General features: G+C 36.9%; 19 protein-coding genes. 6 read left to right on the forward strand and 13 right to left on the reverse strand.

What is annotated here, in order from left to right; translation table 11 throughout:
• Positions 1–44 precede the first annotated feature (44 nt).
• Entirely contained in the window at positions 45–734 is a 690-nt protein-coding gene (locus tag QRD02_RS06500; RefSeq protein ID WP_290254120.1) for an ABC transporter ATP-binding protein, read from the reverse strand.
• A 26-nt stretch (positions 735–760) separates the two neighbouring features.
• On the opposite strand from QRD02_RS06500, the gene QRD02_RS06505 reads away from it, so the two are divergent.
• A complete protein-coding gene (locus QRD02_RS06505; RefSeq protein ID WP_290254121.1) occupies positions 761–1516 on the forward strand; it encodes an arylesterase in 756 nt (251 codons plus the stop codon).
• A 35-nt stretch (positions 1517–1551) separates the two neighbouring features.
• Here the strand turns inward: QRD02_RS06505 and QRD02_RS06510 are convergent, their stop codons facing one another.
• The 7 genes from QRD02_RS06510 to QRD02_RS06540 all read right to left on the reverse strand — a co-directional run bounded on the left by QRD02_RS06510 (position 1552) and on the right by QRD02_RS06540 (position 6434).
• On the reverse strand, positions 1552–1893 hold the full coding sequence (locus QRD02_RS06510) for a DUF4870 domain-containing protein (RefSeq protein WP_290254122.1): 342 nt from the start codon (positions 1891–1893) through the stop codon (positions 1552–1554).
• A gap of 48 nt (positions 1894–1941) precedes the next feature.
• On the reverse strand, positions 1942–2691 hold the full coding sequence (locus QRD02_RS06515; RefSeq protein ID WP_290254123.1) for a hypothetical protein: 750 nt from the start codon (positions 2689–2691) through the stop codon (positions 1942–1944).
• Positions 2692–2749: 58 nt separating this feature from the next.
• The gene (locus QRD02_RS06520) at positions 2750–3379 is read right to left on the reverse strand and encodes a hypothetical protein (protein ID WP_290254124.1); all 630 of its coding nucleotides are present in this window, start codon (positions 3377–3379) and stop codon (positions 2750–2752) included.
• A gap of 11 nt (positions 3380–3390) precedes the next feature.
• Positions 3391–4002, reverse strand: coding sequence for a hypothetical protein (locus tag QRD02_RS06525; protein ID WP_290254125.1), 612 nt, complete (start codon positions 4000–4002; stop codon positions 3391–3393).
• Positions 4003–4363: 361 nt separating this feature from the next.
• On the reverse strand, positions 4364–5326 hold the full coding sequence (locus tag QRD02_RS06530; protein ID WP_290254126.1) for a DUF4412 domain-containing protein: 963 nt from the start codon (positions 5324–5326) through the stop codon (positions 4364–4366).
• Between the two features lie 10 nt (positions 5327–5336).
• Entirely contained in the window at positions 5337–5891 is a 555-nt protein-coding gene (locus QRD02_RS06535) for a hypothetical protein (RefSeq protein WP_290254127.1), read from the reverse strand.
• Positions 5892–5936: 45 nt separating this feature from the next.
• Positions 5937–6434, reverse strand: a complete 498-nt coding sequence (locus tag QRD02_RS06540; protein WP_290254128.1) for an outer membrane protein — start codon at positions 6432–6434, stop codon at positions 5937–5939.
• A gap of 156 nt (positions 6435–6590) precedes the next feature.
• Between QRD02_RS06540 and QRD02_RS06545 the strand changes: the two genes are divergently transcribed.
• Both QRD02_RS06545 and QRD02_RS06550 read left to right on the forward strand, forming a co-directional pair.
• Positions 6591–7136: an RNA polymerase sigma factor gene (locus QRD02_RS06545; RefSeq protein WP_290254129.1), complete on the forward strand. Its 546-nt coding sequence runs from the start codon at positions 6591–6593 to the stop codon at positions 7134–7136.
• A complete protein-coding gene (locus QRD02_RS06550; RefSeq protein ID WP_290254130.1) occupies positions 7129–7827 on the forward strand; it encodes a tetratricopeptide repeat protein in 699 nt (232 codons plus the stop codon). Before QRD02_RS06545 ends, QRD02_RS06550 begins: the two co-directional genes overlap by 8 nt.
• On the opposite strand, the gene QRD02_RS06555 is transcribed toward QRD02_RS06550, so the two are convergent.
• The 3 genes from QRD02_RS06555 to QRD02_RS06565 all read right to left on the reverse strand — a co-directional run bounded on the left by QRD02_RS06555 (position 7788) and on the right by QRD02_RS06565 (position 12786).
• Positions 7788–10919, reverse strand: coding sequence for a CHAT domain-containing protein (locus tag QRD02_RS06555; RefSeq protein ID WP_290254131.1), 3132 nt, complete (start codon positions 10917–10919; stop codon positions 7788–7790). The two genes, QRD02_RS06550 and QRD02_RS06555, sit on opposite strands and share 40 nt — an antisense overlap.
• 87 nt (positions 10920–11006) lie before the next feature.
• Positions 11007–11879: a class I SAM-dependent methyltransferase gene (locus QRD02_RS06560; RefSeq protein ID WP_290254132.1), complete on the reverse strand. Its 873-nt coding sequence runs from the start codon at positions 11877–11879 to the stop codon at positions 11007–11009.
• A 67-nt stretch (positions 11880–11946) separates the two neighbouring features.
• Positions 11947–12786 carry a 1,4-dihydroxy-2-naphthoyl-CoA synthase gene (locus QRD02_RS06565; protein ID WP_290254133.1) on the reverse strand — a complete coding sequence of 280 codons (840 nt, stop codon included), beginning with the start codon at positions 12784–12786 and terminating at the stop codon, positions 11947–11949.
• A gap of 129 nt (positions 12787–12915) precedes the next feature.
• On the opposite strand from QRD02_RS06565, the gene QRD02_RS06570 reads away from it, so the two are divergent.
• Positions 12916–14034: a C1 family peptidase gene (locus tag QRD02_RS06570; RefSeq protein WP_290254134.1), complete on the forward strand. Its 1119-nt coding sequence runs from the start codon at positions 12916–12918 to the stop codon at positions 14032–14034.
• A gap of 75 nt (positions 14035–14109) precedes the next feature.
• Positions 14110–14562 (forward strand): hypothetical protein, encoded by a 453-nt coding sequence (locus QRD02_RS06575; protein ID WP_290254135.1) that lies wholly within the window; start codon positions 14110–14112, stop codon positions 14560–14562.
• Positions 14563–14586: 24 nt separating this feature from the next.
• Here QRD02_RS06575 and QRD02_RS06580 read toward each other — a convergent pair whose 3' ends face one another.
• Complete coding sequence (locus tag QRD02_RS06580; RefSeq protein ID WP_290254136.1) at positions 14587–15417, reverse strand: CvfB family protein; 831 nt, start codon at positions 15415–15417, stop codon at positions 14587–14589.
• A gap of 85 nt (positions 15418–15502) precedes the next feature.
• Here QRD02_RS06580 and QRD02_RS06585 point away from each other — a divergent pair, with 85 nt between their 5' ends.
• Positions 15503–15913: a hypothetical protein gene (locus QRD02_RS06585; RefSeq protein ID WP_290254137.1), complete on the forward strand. Its 411-nt coding sequence runs from the start codon at positions 15503–15505 to the stop codon at positions 15911–15913.
• Here the strand turns inward: QRD02_RS06585 and menD are convergent.
• The gene (gene menD / locus QRD02_RS06590) at positions 15903–17567 is read right to left on the reverse strand and encodes a 2-succinyl-5-enolpyruvyl-6-hydroxy-3-cyclohexene-1-carboxylic-acid synthase (RefSeq protein WP_290254138.1); all 1665 of its coding nucleotides are present in this window, start codon (positions 17565–17567) and stop codon (positions 15903–15905) included. The two genes, QRD02_RS06585 and menD, sit on opposite strands and share 11 nt — an antisense overlap.
• Between the last annotated feature and the right edge of the window lie 5 nt (positions 17568–17572).

The following is a 17572-nucleotide window of genomic DNA, read 5'->3' on the forward strand; positions in this document are numbered from 1 at the left end:
AAAAAGCCAAGAGAGATTCACTGTAGATTTTAACTGGGAATTTTTCAAATGTTTACTGTTGCTTCATTCGTTAAAATCTTTCCACCTTTCAATCTTAGGATCTGTTGGGTTTTTGCCGCTAAATCCAAATCGTGCGTGATCATCACTAAAGTAGTGCCTGCCTCCTCATTGAGGTCAAAAAGTAGCTGTATCACCTTGCTGCCGGTTTCTTCGTCTAAATTTCCGGTGGGCTCGTCAGCAAATAAAATAGCGGGATTATTGGAAAAAGCCCGTGCTACGGCAACACGCTGTTGCTCCCCGCCCGATAATTGTGAGGGGTAATGATGGATGCGATTTGCCAAACCAACTTTCTGCAAAAGTTCCTTCGCTCTGGCAACGGCGTTTTTTGCACCTTGCAGCTCTAAAGGCACACTTACATTTTCTAGGGCAGTTAATGTGGGTAATAATTGAAAATCCTGAAAAATAAATCCTACATTTTTATTGCGAAGTTGGGCCCGCTCATCCTCATTGAGGGTATTTAGATCATATCCACACAATTCCACAGTGCCGGCACTGGGAGTATCGAGTCCAGCGGCTAATCCTAATAAGGTTGTTTTTCCACTTCCCGAGGGACCGACTATGGAAAAAGTTTGTCCTCTTTGAACGTCAAAGGAAATATTTTGTAACACGGTTAATTGCTTGGAACCGCTACTATAAGTTTTCCCCAGCCCATTAATCTTTAATATCTTTGTCATTTAAATTTTTAAAAATAGTCGCCATTATGCCGAAGTCCAAAACTACACAAAGCCTTTTAAATAGTACAGATTCCAAGTTTCGAAACCTCATAAAGTTTTGTTATTTATTGATGGCTTTTGTGTTGATATCCTGTGGGAATGAGACGAAATCAAAGGCTCAGGTAGACTCCAATGAAAATGAAACTACTGAATCTGAAACCACAGAAAAAACTTCCGGCAGGACTATATTGTTTTTTGGTGACAGCATTACTGCTGGGTACGGTCTGGATGATACCAATGATGCTTTTCCTGGAATAATTCAGGGGAAGATTGATTCCTTAGGTTTAAATTACGAAGTCGTAAATTCCGGTGTGAGCGGCGAAACTTCCGCTGGCGGCAGAAGCAGAATTGAGTGGATTTTAAATCAGAACATTGATATATTCGTGCTTGAATTGGGCGCAAACGATGGGTTGCGCGGTGTAGCAATCACTGAAACAAAAGCCAATTTACAGGCAATTATTGACACTGTGAAATCGAAAAGCCCAAATACCAAAATTGTGCTTGCGGGAATGCAAATGCCTCCAAATATGGGGCAAGAATATACTACACAATTCAAGGATATTTTCACCGAATTAGCTTCGGAAAATAATATTGCCTTTATTCCATTTATTTTGGAGGATGTGGGGGGCGTGAAGGAATTGAACCAACAGGATGGAATTCATCCCACAGCGGAAGGCCATAAAATTGTGGCTGAAAATGTTTGGAAGGTTCTTGAAAGATTGATTGATGAAAAGAAAGGTTGATCCAATCAAGAACTTCCCGCGCATATAAAAGTATTTTAAATATTTTTAAACCACTCTTCAAACTTCTTTCCTAAAAAGGGAACTGGAGTTTCTACTTTATTAATTGCATTCATTAAGCCTTTTATCCATAAAAAAAGCAGGACAAACATTCCAAAAAAGGAAATAATCCATCCCAAAATAGGAATTATATTCAGAAGGCCCAATGCAAAACCACAGCATGCAAGTCCGAGAGATTGCCTTATATGATAATTGACCAAAGGTTTCTTTTCCTTATTCAACATAAAAGCAATGATCAAACCTATTATGGTTATGTATGCTATTACGGCCAAATTTGTATTGTTTTCCTGAGTGCTGTGATTTTCAATTTGTGTTTCCATGGTTGTTTTGTAATTAATATGAGATTAAGTTTATATTTTATTAAAGAATTAATCCGTCACTAACGGAAGCGGTTTTTTAATCCAAGTGCCCTTCTCATCTTGGATGTAATAATTATAATCTCCAACGGTTGCCCAATATGGATTAGGGCCAAAATTCTCCAATTCTAGCATAAAATTGTCGCGATTTATATGCGTTACCACTTGATTTTTGCTAAATATATTTGTAAAATTCAATTCGGCTACCGGTAACTTTACATCACCATCCATCGTATTAAAACCGTAGATAATATTTGAATTAAGGGAAATGTCTTCCGTAATAAAAACATTTTGTTGTCCCATCATTTTTTTGTAGTGCATCGTAAAACCTTTACTATGAATGTTGGGCTGGACGATATTGCTTTGATCAATAACCTTTTTCTCGGGAAGTTCTATAAATTCAATAAAATCATCAGATTCTGGAAGTTCCCTTTCTGCGTCCCCCCTCCCATCTTCGATAAATATGGATTGTTGTAATGACACCACTTTTTCATCGTGGCCATTGTTGCCAAAAACGTAATAATTACCCAAGCTATCCGCAATCACAAAATCTATCATTTCATCGTTTGGAATGTAGAGGAAGTTTCCCGTTTCGCTGTTGTGATAAATCCAAAACTCTCCTTGCCTATCGGGTGACTTATATGAATAGATAAGCGCTTCATCAAAATAGACAGTTGGAGGCGTTTCGCTAATAGCATCATCAGAGTTTTGCGCCGCATACATACTCATAGCAAAGAGAAAGAGGAGTTTTAAAATCTTCATATTTTGGATTTACTGGTTTTTATTTTACGAAATTTAATAAAGAATGAGCTTTTAAAAATTAAAAATATATCGTTTCCTTTTCAACACCCACAGCAACTATATTTGGATTTTTGCACATTATAGTCACTGTTATTGGCTGCCATTTTTCTTTTTTGTGCATGTCCACAAGCAAGCCTCCGTTTCCAACAATTTCTAAGATAACTTCATCTTCCGTTAATTTTAAAACTGTAAGTTCACCTTCATAAACCTTTGGTGCTTCGCGAAATTTATTCTTCTGTCCCTCTTCTGGAATGCCCGTAAGCATAGTTGCAAAATATTCATTATTGCTGGAACTTAAAGTGAATTTTCCCTTTAGTGGACGTTGCTCATAATTGTCGGGCACCTTCACACTGACTCCAATTACATATCCGTTGTGGCTTAGATCTACTAATAGAGCATTTTTTGATATAGTAATATTGGCCTGAAAATCGTCTTTATTTACAATCGTTTCTCCGTTATAAACAATTTTTCCTGTTGCCTTGTTGGGTTTTGACTTGGAGGGACGCTTTAGATCTATGTCCACATCGGCATTTTTTTCAATTTGCTTTTCTATATCACTGAGAATTGAATCAGTCAATTTTTCCTCTGATTGTTTACAGCCAAAAAACACAATGCCGCTAAGAAGGAAGATAAATACTAGTTTTTTCATAATAAATAAGTTTAATAATATAGATTGGTTATGTTCGTTTGATTCTCTATTTCAGGATTTTTGGCAACAATTTTCGCGTAAAAAGGTTTCCAATTTTCTGGATTATTCATTTCGCTGTAAAATCCTCCCCTTGCGTTAATTTCAATTTGAATTTCTTGCTTATTGAATGCTTCCAAAGTTGCGGTGCCATCGAAAAGTATCGGGACTTTAATTTTTTCATTGCCGTTTTCCGTTGTCGATTCTTCCAAATAGAGATTTAAAAGCGCCGTGGTTTCATTTTCTTTGGGAGCGGTTGTGAATATTCCAGCAAAGGGTTTTTGGGAATATAAATTTGTGCCACCCAAACTGAAATTGATTTCCTGTTTGTCCTTTAGCAATTGTAATACTAAGTTGCCATCATATAAAAATACTTTGGTTTCAAAATTTGAAATTTCAGAAAGAATTTTCCCATCGTAGGTAAATAGGGCTGAGGCATTTTTCGTTTCCTGGGTGGCAGTAGCCGCACTCTCATGTCCAGCAACTGCCTTTTCTTTTCCAGTACTTGCTAAATCAATTTTTTTATTTTGCTCATTACAGCTCAGCGCTGAAAAAACAGTTAGCACACATATAATTACTTTATACATATTATAGATTTTGAAAAAAATGTCAATATTATAGTTAATAGACAAAGTATAGTTTGGAAATCAAATCTCCTTTGCTGGCTTAAACAATATAGGTTTCAGTAATATCTTACTATTTTATTTTGAATACCTGTCGTGCATTTCCAAATTCGCTGTGCCCTAAAATTTTGTCGTGTTTGAAATCAGTAAAAACTTCCAACTCAAAAGATTTTGCGGGATCATTCCATTCCTTATTTGGAATAAAAATATTGAAATCCCTATTGAAGTTGATGAGTTCTGTGCCGCTCCAAGTACGTTTTTAGGGTGAATAGATAATGTGAAGTTTTCATATTTGCTATTTTGGATATTATTTAAATTCAGGATATTAAAATCCGGATCGTTGATATTCTGAGGTATTAATGGAGTATTCTTTTTTAAGAAGCTCTATCACAGTCATTTTTGTTGTGGTATTGCTGGAAACATCCGTGGTTGTCATTTCCATCATAAAGCCGTTTTGGGGCCAAGAAACATTTGGCACCCCTTCATTGCTTTTCTTGGTCAAAGTGAGAATGGATTTGGAAAAATTGCCCATATCAAAATCCACTTCCTTGCTGAACCAGAATTCACCTTTTATATCTTCGGACTTCATTTCATATTTGTCACAGTTGTAGCCTATAATTTTCTTTTTACCGGATACTTTATTAAATGTTGTGGACGTATCTTCCTCTTCGTCAGTATTCAAATTCTTATAGATATCGCCGAACATACTCATCGGGATTACCTGCATCGTTTTATCTTTCTTGGAAAGCATGAGCATTGTTTCCTTTTCCAAATCATAGACGATAAATGCATTTACATCAGCGCCCATTTCCACACCGAAAATACCATCATCCGTACCGAACCAATAGGTTATCTGCTCCTTTTTGTTTGCTCCTGTATCTATTTCATAAACAACTTTATTATTGAAGTTATATGAGCCGGAAATTTCAACATTTTGGGCATTATTCATTGAATTCAGAATATTTCCGAAATCCATTGCGCTTTCATTGTCATCATCGGCATCAGAGCCAATTATATTATTGTTTTTTTCCGATTTCTTCTCCTTTTTCTTCTTTTTATTGTTTTCCGTTTCTTCTTCAATAGCTTTTTCAGGAGCATCAATTACGGTATCTACCCCTTCATCTATTTTACTATCCAATTTTGATTCTTGCTCATTCGCCTTGTTGTCCAGCTTTCTTTCTATACTCCTTTCCACTTTTTCTCCCAACTTTTTAAAAATCTGGGCGTTGACGTGGCTGGCATAACAGCAAAAAATAAGAACAAGTGTTATTTTTAAAATGTTTTTCATAATTAGTAACTTAATCGTTAATAAATTTAAAATCTACTTCCCCTTCCACTTGATACTCAACCATATCGTTGGTGCCAACGGGTCCCCCGATAAATACTCCAGAAAAAGAAACTTTAATGGATGCATAGGCACCACCGGAGCCTATTTCAAATCTTTCGGAAACACAGGTGCCAGAAAGGCTTTCAAGGCTATATAACTGACCCTGGTTTTTTAAGATAATTTGAAGGTGTGAATTTTCTGGTTCGCTTCCGATATTTTCTCCTAAAGGCAATAATGTATTATTCTGCCTTAAAAAGTAACCGGAAAGAGTTTCGTCACCTTCTGAAATGGTAAAAAAAGCAGCAGCATATGGCGTGTTCGGAATAAGTGTATACGAACAGAAAGTTTCAGCGTTCGGCACTACAGCATTGTAGGTTATGCCATTAATATCTGGGCCCGAAACTGTAAATGTAAAGGTATGGTCGCCCTGTTGCTCAGTTTCTTCATTGGAGGAATCGTCATCCTTAGAACAGCCCGTAAGGATTAAGGCGAAAAGGCAAAAGCTGAATATAATAAGTTTTTTCATAATAGTCTGTTTATAAAGGTTTTCAATTTTTATGGGTTTAAAATTTTATATATTGAACTTAATTCCTGCATTTATTACCAACTGATCAAAATCGCTTATTACATATTTTAATTCAGCAAATGGGACCCAATTTTTTCCAAAGTTGAAAGTGGCTCCCCCGCCAATGTTAGCTCCAATTTTGCCATCGCTTTCGGAATAATCTCCCAATCCAAAACCATCTGCCTTTACCTTTACGTTTGTATAGTTGATGCCTCCCAAACCATAGAAGGCAAAGGATTCCAATTCCATGAAATAATAGTTCACATTGCCATTAATTTCAAAAATGCTGGTTTTCACAAATACATGGTCGCGCGGAAAAAAATAAACAAAACTGGGTGCAATTGTAAAACTTTCGAACAGCGGAATTTCACCCACTACACCAATACCAACAGATTCAATTTCAGAACCGTAGCCCAACATAGCCCCAATACGCATATCGGTTTGTGCAGTGGTGCAGAGACTACTTAAAAGAATAAAGCTGATTCCACAAATAATTTTTTTCATAATTTGATTTAGTTTTTATTAAAAATTTGTTTGAATTTTGTCGTGCTTTTGTAAACACTTTCCTTTTAGTGTAGTGCTTTTAAAAAAGTAAACACTTATATTACATTTTTAATTATTTTATTTAAAGTGCTTACCTACTGACACTAACCAACACTAATGAATAAAGAAACCCAAATCATTATTGGCCTCAAAAATGGTGATGAACGTACCATTCATTCCCTCTACAAGGCATATAAACCGGAATTTCTAGCCTTCGCATCAAAATATAATCTTACGGCCGATGATTTGTTGGATGTTTATCAGGATGCAATGGTAGCGCTGTGTGAGAATGCGAAAAAAGGAAATTTGGAAAATCTGAACAGCACCGTGAAAACCTATTTTTTTAGTATCGGGAAGTATATGATTTTTGCAAGATTAAAGAAGAAAAAGCAGCTTTTCGCTATGGAGGATTTGGAAACGTTTCCTTTTGAATGGGAAGATGAATATGAAGAAATGGACGAGGAGATTGTCATTCTTAAGAATCTTTTTAAAAATCTGGGCGAGCAGTGTCAACAGATATTGAGGCTCTTTTATTACGAAGAAAAGAATCTTGATGAAATAACAGTTTTAATGAATTATGAAAATAAAAATGTCGCCAAAACCCAAAAATACAGATGTATAAAATATTTAAAGCAACTTTTTAAAGATCGCAATAATGGATAAAAATGAGCTAATACAGAAGTATTTTGAAAAGTCGCTTTCCCCCGAGGAAGCAGCTATGTTTGAAAATCTTCTTGCCGATAAAGAATTTGCTGACGAAGTTGCTTTTCAAAAAAAGATAAAAAAGGTAATAACCCATGAGGAAAGAGCGACCCTAAAAGATAAACTCCGAACGTTTGAGAACCAGAAAACTTCCACCGATAAATGGTGGTATGCAGCGGCCAGTGTATTTGTACTCTTGGGAACCGCGATATGGTTTATGGGTCAGAAACCTGATTATGATACTTTATACGCTTCATATTACGAAACTTATCCAAACGTAATAGCACCAGTGGTAAGAAATAATAATGATACAATTACCGATACGGAAAAAGCTTTTGCATATTATGAAAAACAAGATTATAACAAAGCGTTGGAAATATTTCAAACAATAATCCGCACCAGCCCCCAAGAGGAATATGCGCAGTTTTACAGTGCTATTAGTTATATGGAATTGGCTAAATTTTCCGAGGCCTCTAAAATATTATCTGGAACAAATTGGTCAAAAAAATATGCCGATGATGCCATATGGTATCTGGCGCTTCTCGAATTAAAAACCGATAATCCAGACGCTAGTAGGAAGTTCTTGCTAGAAGCATCAAAAACAAGCAGATATCAAAAAGAATCATTGGAACTTTTGAAAAAATTGGATTGATTTTTTCTTATAAAAAGGATGAAAATTACAATTAAAATTATCCCTGCCAAAAGCACGTACCACCACCATGAAAAACCGTACTTTATTGGTGAAATATCGCCACTAACCACAAATCCCGCCCAATAATATGGATGCTTTAGCTCTGGCTGCTTTACATTTTCTAAATAATGTAATTTGGCATTGGCAAGAGCTTCATTCTTATTTTGGCCCTTTTCCAGATTTTTATAAAAATTGATCATAATGATGGAGGTTTGCGCATCGGGGACCTTCCACAAACTCATAACCGTACTCGGAACCCCCGCATAAGCAAAGGCTCGGGACATACTCATAATCCCATCATTTTCATAATTGCCGCCTCCAGTTTCGCAAGAGCTAAGTACCGCCAAATCTGATTGTAACTTCAAACCATATATTTCTGATGCGGTCAATTCAAAAGGGTCTTTTCCATTATCGTAGAAAATCATTTTGTTCAACATTGGGTTTGCTTTGTCCAGCGAAGTATGCGTTGCAAGGTGCAAAATGGAAGCTTGGGAACCCAAATCCAAAAAATTCTGCTTGGTTGCCTCTGGCCCAAGCGAATATTTTCCTTCCATTAAATTTCCTATCATTTGCACTTCTTCCTTGTTTGCCGATAAAAAATTATCTTTATAGTCAGGCGCAAATCCCAACCAGTCTACATTAATTCTTTCCCGTCTATGAATTTCAACCTGTTCTTGATATAATTGAAGGGAACCAGCATAACTAATGTGATAGTTTTGAAGCAAATATGTATTGTTATAATCCAAAATCTCAAAAGGCAATTGGCTTAGACTTCCATCCACAATGAATATAATTTCCTCAATGGAATCAGCAAATATTGGCAACAAAGAGGTTCCTATTATATTTCGTAAGTCATCTATTTGCTCTCTTTGCAGCAGATTAACCATTAGGTTTTCTACCTGTGCAATTATATTTTTTGAATTTGGAATTTCTTTAAAATTGATTTCATTTTTGGAAATTACCAATCGATAAAGTCTTTCATCACTTAAATAATATTCTACGATACATTGATTTTTCCTTAAAATATTCGTTTGATAAAAATCCAGGGATTTGGCTTCAGATAGGTTTCTGGAATTATAATAATCAGGAAATTCATTTTCTAAATGCTTTTCAATACTGTCAATCCTATTATTGAGCGCTAATTGCTTATCATATAGCGCACTTAACTTTCGTGAATTAATAGCAGTATCGGTTTTTATTTTATCAATAGTTTCGTTGACGGCCAATAGATTCTTTTTTGTTTTTGCCTCATCTTCCATCACGGTTTCGGGAATGCCTTTTTGTGTTTTTAATTTAAAATCTGTAATACCGTCCAGAAGTATGGAGGATTTGTTGATTTCCATTAATTTAAAAATTGTATTCAAAACTTCCGGATTTTTATCCTTTCCATATTTTATATGGCATATTTCCAATGATTTATCGATGTATGGAACAATACTTTTACTATAAAATATTTTAGACTCTTGATAATTGTAATTCCTTTTTCCCGCAATTAATTGTTTAATCAGTTTATTAATGTTGCCGTAGGCTTTTTCTAAATCAGATTGTGATCCATTTTGTTTGTAGTTTTCTAATAAAACTGCATTTTCCAAAGCTAATAATTGAATTTTTAAGCCACTTACGTTTTCGTATAAAGGCAAATTTTTTGCAACTTCTTCTAAAATTACCCGTGCGCTATCTAATTGTTTAAGACCTAAATAGGCCTCAGCAATATATAAGTCAGTTATAATTTTTACTTTGTAATCATTTTCCAAATGTTGCTGCATTAAATTCTTTGACATTTTGGAATACTTTAGTGCCTTTTCAAACTCTTTATTCTGCAGGTACAGTTCATATAAATAAGCATAAGAAGCGTGACGGGAATACACTCTATCTATCGCTTCCGAAACCTTTGCTGATTGCAACAGATAAGGTTCTGCATCCTTATAATTTTTAGCGCCAATTTCAATCATTGCCCTATCAATATACGCTTGCGAGGTAAACTTGTCCTGCTCGCCGAAAAAGGCAATGCTTTCTTCCAAAACTGTATCCATTAATTTCCTTGCCTCATTAAATTGTTTCTTGGAAGTATATACTTTTGAAAGTGACATGGCAGCCAAGGAACGTAGATAAACACTTTCGGTTTTTATTATTTCGGTTGCAAGAAAGTATGCCTTATTTGCATAAAATTCTGCCTGTTCAATATCTTTAAGGAAGTAAAAATTGTCTGCAAGTAAGGAATAATAGGTAATCAATATAGGGCTTTCTTCCCCATGTGCCAGTATTTCAAATGAAATGGCTTCCTTTAAAAAATCTTCCGCTTCAATATATTCACCTGTTTTTCCTTGATTTATGATGCCAATATTAAAGGCCAATTCTCCCAATCTCTTGTAATTCTTCGATCTTGTTTTTTTAATTTCCCTATAAGCTTTCTTCATATAAAATAAAGAGCTATCAATTTTATCAACATTATAATAAGCAGCCCCAGTTGATTGTAAGGCGTTTATGTAAAGTTGATTTGTGTTGGGATAGTTAAAATAAGGGATGGATTTTTTGAAAAACTCAACGCTCGGTCCAAAGTCTTTTTTCCGATAATAATCATTTCCCAATAAATCATACGCCCAACTAACGATAAACTTATCTGGATTTTTGGATTTCAACTGTTCATCAATAATCCTTAAAACAGCATCTTCGGCATCGGGTTTATTCAATTTGAACCTTGCCCTTTCCTTAAAAAATAGCAATTTCTCAAAAAGTTCTGGGTAATTATTTTTTTTGGAAGAAAACTTAACGATAAGATTATTAAGAACCTTCAAGTCCTTCTCAGGATCTTTTGCTGAATTGATCTTTATAATGTATAAATGTGAAAGGATTTCCTGTTCATCAGATGCAAATTTATTTTTAAGAACCATCGAATGGAATATGGAATCTGCCCGTTTCCAGCCCGAATAATCTCCATTTTTATATGCATTCTTTAAAAGTATTTCTGCCTGGGAAAATTCGTCCATTTGGACTTGCGGGTAGAATGGAAGAAATGTGAATAAAATAAATACAACTATCAGGTTGTTCCTCATACAATTTTTTAATTGAATATAATATATTTTTCCTTTACCGAAAGAAATCTACTCAAATGGGAAGCAATATTTCCGGGTATCAAAAACTTATGAACTAGAATTTGTCTTGCGGAAAATAACCATATCCTGATATTCTGTTTTGGCGATATCACGCACTTCATCTTTCCAAAACCCCTCAATGATTTTCACTTCCTCAAAATGTGCCTCACAAAGCATCCGGAAAAGATTGTTTTTATGAATGGCAATGTTACCCGATTTTACGCTATCGTTCATCAATCTATAATTCTCCTTCTTCATGGGAAAACTAAAACTTTTATTCCCAGAAATGAGTTCCTCAGAAGTATCGTCGTATAGAAAAAAAGTGGAAAGACAAACTCCACCTGGCTTTAATATCCGATGAATTTGATTAAAATAATGTTGGATTTCCTCAATCTGCATATGCGTAAAAACTGAAAAGGAAAACGCAACGTCAATTGAATTGTCGGCATAGGGAAAAATGAATTCCGTTGCCTTTAGTTTAGCAGTGTTGTAGAGATCATTGAAAAGCGGCACATACTGAAAATTAAAGTTTGGATATTCCTTATGAATTCGAGAATTGCACCACTGCACTCCTCTTTCAACCACATCAAAACCTTCGTAGCTTCCACTTTCGTTTATATAATCGGTAAGTGCAATTGCCGTTCTTCCGATGCCGCTGCCGATGTCCAAAATGGCGTGGCCAGGCTGGAGCTTGGCGTATTCCTTAAGCATATTTACCTGATGCTGTCCCTGCTTCAAATAATCCTCAGCACTAGCCGGGGAGCCAGTATAGATATAACCACGCGGGGGAACATATTTGTGGCGTTTCCCCGTAAGGGTATCCATAGTATCTTTGGGCAAATAGTAAACTCTTCTGATAAAAAACCGCTGGTTAGAGGAAAGCGAATACCATATATTGCGCAGTTTGGATGATTTTTTCATTATTGTTGGCAAATAATTGAAAGATTATTGAATAATATTCACTGATTACTGAACACCGATTACTGCGTTAAGGCAACCATTTCTTCTGAAAATTAGGTTTACGCTTCTCAAGAAATGCATCACGACCTTCTTTCGCTTCGTCCGTCATGTAAGCTAAGCGCGTTGCTTCTCCAGCAAAAACCTGTTGGCCCACCATTCCGTCATCGGTAAGGTTCATTGCGAATTTCAGCATTTTAATGGAAGTTGGGCTTTTCGCCAGAATTTCCTGCGCCCATTCATACGCTGTGGCTTCCAATTCGTTGTGGGGGATTACAGCGTTCACCATTCCCATTTCAAAAGCCTCATGCGCACTATAATTTCTTCCGAGGAAAAAGATTTCCCGTGCGCGCTTCTGCCCTACCATTTTCGCTAAATACGCACTTCCGTAGCCACCATCAAAACTTGTGACGTCCGCATCTGTCTGCTTAAAGATGGCGTGCTCCTTGCTCGCCAAGGTGAGATCGCAAACTACGTGCAAACTGTGACCACCCCCAACTGCCCAACCCGGAACCACACAGATAACAGCTTTTGGCATAAAACGAATCAATCGTTGTACGTCCAAAATATTCAATCTGTGATAGCCGTCATCACCAACATAGCCTTGGTGCCCGCGGGCTTTTTGGTCGCCGCCGCTGCAAAAACTGTAAATGCCATCTTTGCTGGAAGGTCCTTCGGCAGAAAGTAGCACCACGCCAATGGACGTATCTTCCTGCGCATCGTGAAAGGCATCCAACAATTCGGCAGTGGTTTTTGGGCGAAAAGCATTGCGCACCTCGGGACGATTGAAAGCAATCCGTGCCACGCCGTTTGATTTTTTATAGGTGATATCGGTATATTCTTTGGCTGTTTTCCAATTGGGTGAAGACATAATTGTTATTTTAGCGTAAATATATGAAATCCCAACTTTACAAAACGGATGTCTTCTCGAGCGCAGTTGAGAGATTATTCTAACTTAAAAATTGAAAAGGTCTCATCTGCGCTGGACCTGGCATAAATTATGAAATATTTTCTTTTATTCTTCGGAATGCTATTCTCATTAATCCTTTCCGCCCAAGAAGCCTACAAATTCAAAACCGTCACCGATCTCGAAACCACGCCGGTTATTAGTCAAGGCGTAACTGGAACTTGTTGGAGTTTTAGCAGTATTTCTTTTCTGGAGAGTGAGATTATTCGTCTTACGGGAAAGAAAATTGATTTAAGCGAAATGTATCAAGTGCGCAATACATATCCTTTAAAAGCTGAAAATTATATAATGCGGCAGGGCAAGGCGCAGTTTAGCGAAGGTGGATTGGCGCACGATGTGATGAATTCCGTGGCAAAAAATGGTTTGGTGCCGAAGGAAGCTTTCAGCGGACTTTCCGAAGGTCAGGAAAACCACAACCACGCTGAAATGGTGGCCGTTTTAGAGGCTATGTTAAAAACTTATATTGACAATCCTGGCAGAAGGCTGAGTAAAAATTGGCGTGCTGCTGTTGAGGGCGTTTTAGATGTTTACATTGGTAAAAATATACAAACTTTCAATTTTGAAGGGAAACAATATACACCACAATCATTTTTGGTGATGACCAAAATAAAGCCGGAAGATTATGTGAATTTAACCAGTTTTACCCAAGCACCGTTCTATTCGCAATTTATTTTGAACATTCCGGACAATTGGAGCAATGGCAGTTTTTACAACGTACCTCTAGACGAAATGATGGCAACCATTGACAATGCTTTGGAAAAAGGCTTCACCGTTGAATTGGATTGCGATGTGAGTGAAAAAACATTTTCTTCAAAAGATGGCGTTGCCGTTATTCCCGAGAATGCCGAGAACAATATAAAGGCTTTGCAAGGTATTTATCCAGAAAAGAAAATTACACAGCAATATCGACAAGATGAATTTGAAAACTATGCCACAACGGACGACCATTTAATGCACATCACTGGAATGTTGCGTGACCAAAATGGGACAAAATATTACAAAGTAAAAAACAGTTGGGGCACGGATGAAACCAAAACCGCAAAGGGTGGCTTTGTTTATTTTAGTGAGGCCTATATGCGGTTGAAGGCAATAAGTGTTATGGTTCACAAAGATGCGCTTATGGAGAAAACATCTAAAAAATTGAACTTATAAAAACCAATATTCGACCTTCAACTATCAACCATCCACCAAATAAAAATTGGCGTAAATTTTGATACCTTTGCAATAATGAAAAAATTGCTGTTTCTTCTTTTGTTTTTCCCAATCATGGCTTCGGCGCAGCTTGATTTCGAATCCAATAAATTCAAATTGGACTTTGTCAAACTTCCTGAAGTTGAGAGTTTAATGAGCACTACCCTACCTTCCAACACTGATTTTTCGAAAAAAATTTCATCTAAACTACCATCATTTAAGTTGGATAAAAACAATTACCGCCAACCGGTAAGCATGTATGATGCGATGGCGGCAAATGAAAATTATGTGCAATCCAAAATCCAGATTTCCTTGGATCCAAAAGAATATGGTGTTTATGGCGGCAACAGCAGCTACACGCCCGATGGTTCCACAAAAGTGAAAAACATAGCGTATAAAGATGCCAGCAGAGGTTTTTTGATTGCGGATTCATGTCCGCCCTATGGCGTTTGCCCGCGTTGTGCGCCCTATAGAATCAATGGATATTGATGATTTGAAAAGGGAATAAAGTTTTTAGACCAATTCTATTCCATCTTCCTTTATCACAATCTGCTTATCCTTGTAAAGCGTTCCAATTGCTTTTTTGAAACTTTTCTTGCTCATTCCCAATAGGTTTTTTATCGAGTCGGGATCTGATTTGTCGTGAAGTGGCAAAAACCCACCGGCGGCTTCCAATTCCTTGCGAATAAAATTAGCGTTGGGCTCAATACTTTTATAGCCGGGAGTTTGAAGCACGAGGTCAATTTTATTGTCGGGGCGAATTTTCTTTACATAAGCTTTCATTTTATCACCCGTGCGAATGTCTTCAAAAATATCCTCAATATAAATCAGACCTTTATGTAGCCCGTTCACAATTGCGTTTGCGCCTTTTTCCGTAATATGCGTCACTAAAATATCCACTTCCTGAAAAGGTTCAACGGTCAAATTTTCATTTTGCAGAAAATTGTTGGTTTTGCTGGAGCCGACCAATCGGTTTGTTTTCTCGTCAATATATAAATAAACGATGTACCAATTCCCGTTTTTCATAGGGCGTGCTTGCTCCTTAAATGGAACGAACAATTGCTTCTCCAAGCCCCAATCCATAAACGCGCCATATTCGGTAACCGCACTGCAATGCAGATAGCCGAAAGAATTTAATTGCAGGAAAGGATCCAAAGTGGTTGCAATGGGGCGCTCTTCATTATCAAGATATATAAAAACGGAAATTTTATCGCCTATTTCATATTCCTCCGGTTTGTATTTGTGTGGCAGTAGTACCACATTTTCCTCATCATCGCCCAAATATAGCCCCGGATCGGTTTCCCGCAGGATTTCCAAAGTATTGTATTCGCCAAGTTTTATCATAGTTGCAAAGTTACTGTATTCTAGTTATAAAAAAATGTGAAACACGTAGATGGAATTGAAACTTAAAAATTAAATTCACAATTAAATGGAACTAATTTCACCACATAATCTCCCATCCGATTTTCAGCTTGATAAAGTTTGGGAAACACAGATTGGTTTGGTTTATTTTTTCAATGATCTTGTGGTGTTTGAAGCCCATGAGGGTGTTATTGTTTCTTATAAAACAGCATTTTCTGTTCTGGAGGAAGGAATAAACTATCTCGGCGAAAAAAATTGGTCTTTCGTTTCAAACCGTGTTAATTCCTATTCCATAAAGCCTATGGATTATAAATACCTTCACAATATTTCTAGTTTAAAATCGGTTGCAGTGGTTTACTATAACGAAATTGCCAAATCCAATGCCATTATGGAATCCAAGTTTTGCAAAAAACCGTTTAAGGTATTTGACAATTTATTGGAAGCTGCAGTTTGGGGAAAAGGTTTTCTTATTGTATAAATTCGAAATAATCCAAAAGCACTTTATCGTTTAAAGTCGATGGCGTGAAAATTTCCAATAAGGCGGGCCCTTCATTTTTATAGAAGAAATTTCGAATTCCTTCCTTTAATTTTTCCGAAGTGCCAATTGCAGCATATTCAAAACCATACATTTTCGAAAGTTGTTTTGCACTTAGATTGTGTTTCGTCTCAAAATAAGTGTCGAAAAGCTGCGAATCCTTTTCGCCGGGAAGAATTCGGAAAATGCCGCCACCCCCATTATTTACTACAATTATTTTGAAATTTTTCGGTATGTAATTATTCCAAAGTGCATTGCTGTCATAGAAATAACTTAGGTCACCGGTAATGAAAATAGTTGGTAATTTTGAGGCGTAAGCCGCGCCAATAGCGGTACTCGTGCTTCCGTCAATACCACTTGTGCCCCGGTTGCAGAATACTTCGGCAGAAGGCGGTAATTGAAAAAGTTGTGCATAACGAATGGTGGCACTGTTGCTCAATTGCAATTGCACATTTTGGGGAAGGCTGTGGAATATTTCACAAAAAACCATGAAATCTGAAAATGGCATTTCCTTTTCGAAGATTTCATGCCGCTGTATCCTATAATCCCTTATTGAAAGCCAATACGGTTGATAATCGCTCTCACCGAAAATCGTTTGCGGCAGAAATTCTGCCAAAAAATTATTGATGGAAGTTTTGAAATGCATTTTCAAATTAAAAAAAGTGTCATATGCCTTCTTCGAATCCACATGCCAATGTTCCAAGGGTGGATGATTTCTTAAAAACGCCTTTACTTTTTTTGAAACCACCATTCCACCGAAAGTGAGCAAAAGATCGGGCTTCAGTTTTGCAAAACCTTCATCGGTTAAGGGTGCGATAAGCTGATCTATAGCTGATATGAAATTTACATGGTGCAAATTTGATGTGGTCTCGGTCAAAACCAGAACACTTTTGTCCTTTGCCAATTGTTCAATAAAATGCCGTTCCACACTATTGGGCGCCAATACTCCCACGATGATCATTTTTTTTCTGCTCGAATTCCATTTTTTTGCGAAATTGGAAATATCCTCATCAAAATACTCAGCTTCCGCACGAGGTATTACATTTTGGGGCCAAATTAATTGGTTTTCAACAGTACGATATAATGGTTCTGAAAAAGGAATATTTATATGAACGGGGCCCTTCAATTCGATTGCCGTATTAAGGGCAATATTTATTTCGGTTTCATTTTTAATCTGGAATTCCTCCCCTTCCACGCAATTTGCACTGTAGAGAATATGCTTGTCAAAAACCTTTTCTTGCCGGATGGTTTGCCCATCGCCAATGTCAATAAATTCCGACGGCCTATCTGCAGAGATAATTATCAGAGGGATATCACTGTAAAATGCCTCGGCCACAGCGGGATAATAGTTGAGCAAGGCTGAACCAGATGTACAAACCACCGCCACAGGTTTTTGGAGCTGTTGCGCAATTCCCAATGCGAAAAATGCCGCGCAGCGCTCATCAACAATGCTGAAACATTTATAATCTGAATGTTCAACGAAACCTATTGTAAGGGGCGCGTTTCGCGAGCCGGGAGAAATGACTATATGGTCAATTGCTTTGTTCAAACAGAGTTGAACGAGCGTCTGGGAAAGAATTTTATCGGAGAATTTCATGCCCT

This window comes from Aequorivita aurantiaca (assembly GCF_030410135.1).
In the GTDB taxonomy this organism is placed as follows: Bacteria; Bacteroidota; Bacteroidia; order Flavobacteriales; family Flavobacteriaceae; genus Aequorivita; species Aequorivita aurantiaca.

What these genes read in the sequence shown, in the direction of transcription:
- QRD02_RS06500 (WP_290254120.1), bottom strand. Translation starts at nt 734, where the DNA reads ATGACAAAGATATTAAAGATTAATGGGCTGGGGAAAACTTATAGTAGC.
- QRD02_RS06505 (WP_290254121.1), top strand. Translation starts at nt 761, where the DNA reads ATGCCGAAGTCCAAAACTACACAAAGCCTTTTAAATAGTACAGATTCC.
- QRD02_RS06510 (WP_290254122.1), bottom strand. Translation starts at nt 1,893, where the DNA reads ATGGAAACACAAATTGAAAATCACAGCACTCAGGAAAACAATACAAAT.
- QRD02_RS06515 (WP_290254123.1), bottom strand. Translation starts at nt 2,691, where the DNA reads ATGAAGATTTTAAAACTCCTCTTTCTCTTTGCTATGAGTATGTATGCG.
- QRD02_RS06520 (WP_290254124.1), bottom strand. Translation starts at nt 3,379, where the DNA reads ATGAAAAAACTAGTATTTATCTTCCTTCTTAGCGGCATTGTGTTTTTT.
- QRD02_RS06525 (WP_290254125.1), bottom strand. Translation starts at nt 4,002, where the DNA reads ATGTATAAAGTAATTATATGTGTGCTAACTGTTTTTTCAGCGCTGAGC.
- QRD02_RS06530 (WP_290254126.1), bottom strand. Translation starts at nt 5,326, where the DNA reads ATGAAAAACATTTTAAAAATAACACTTGTTCTTATTTTTTGCTGTTAT.
- QRD02_RS06535 (WP_290254127.1), bottom strand. Translation starts at nt 5,891, where the DNA reads ATGAAAAAACTTATTATATTCAGCTTTTGCCTTTTCGCCTTAATCCTT.
- QRD02_RS06540 (WP_290254128.1), bottom strand. Translation starts at nt 6,434, where the DNA reads ATGAAAAAAATTATTTGTGGAATCAGCTTTATTCTTTTAAGTAGTCTC.
- QRD02_RS06545 (WP_290254129.1), top strand. Translation starts at nt 6,591, where the DNA reads ATGAATAAAGAAACCCAAATCATTATTGGCCTCAAAAATGGTGATGAA.
- QRD02_RS06550 (WP_290254130.1), top strand. Translation starts at nt 7,129, where the DNA reads ATGGATAAAAATGAGCTAATACAGAAGTATTTTGAAAAGTCGCTTTCC.
- QRD02_RS06555 (WP_290254131.1), bottom strand. Translation starts at nt 10,919, where the DNA reads ATGAGGAACAACCTGATAGTTGTATTTATTTTATTCACATTTCTTCCA.
- QRD02_RS06560 (WP_290254132.1), bottom strand. Translation starts at nt 11,879, where the DNA reads ATGAAAAAATCATCCAAACTGCGCAATATATGGTATTCGCTTTCCTCT.
- QRD02_RS06565 (WP_290254133.1), bottom strand. Translation starts at nt 12,786, where the DNA reads ATGTCTTCACCCAATTGGAAAACAGCCAAAGAATATACCGATATCACC.
- QRD02_RS06570 (WP_290254134.1), top strand. Translation starts at nt 12,916, where the DNA reads ATGAAATATTTTCTTTTATTCTTCGGAATGCTATTCTCATTAATCCTT.
- QRD02_RS06575 (WP_290254135.1), top strand. Translation starts at nt 14,110, where the DNA reads ATGAAAAAATTGCTGTTTCTTCTTTTGTTTTTCCCAATCATGGCTTCG.
- QRD02_RS06580 (WP_290254136.1), bottom strand. Translation starts at nt 15,417, where the DNA reads ATGATAAAACTTGGCGAATACAATACTTTGGAAATCCTGCGGGAAACC.
- QRD02_RS06585 (WP_290254137.1), top strand. Translation starts at nt 15,503, where the DNA reads ATGGAACTAATTTCACCACATAATCTCCCATCCGATTTTCAGCTTGAT.
- menD (WP_290254138.1), bottom strand. Translation starts at nt 17,567, where the DNA reads ATGAAATTCTCCGATAAAATTCTTTCCCAGACGCTCGTTCAACTCTGT.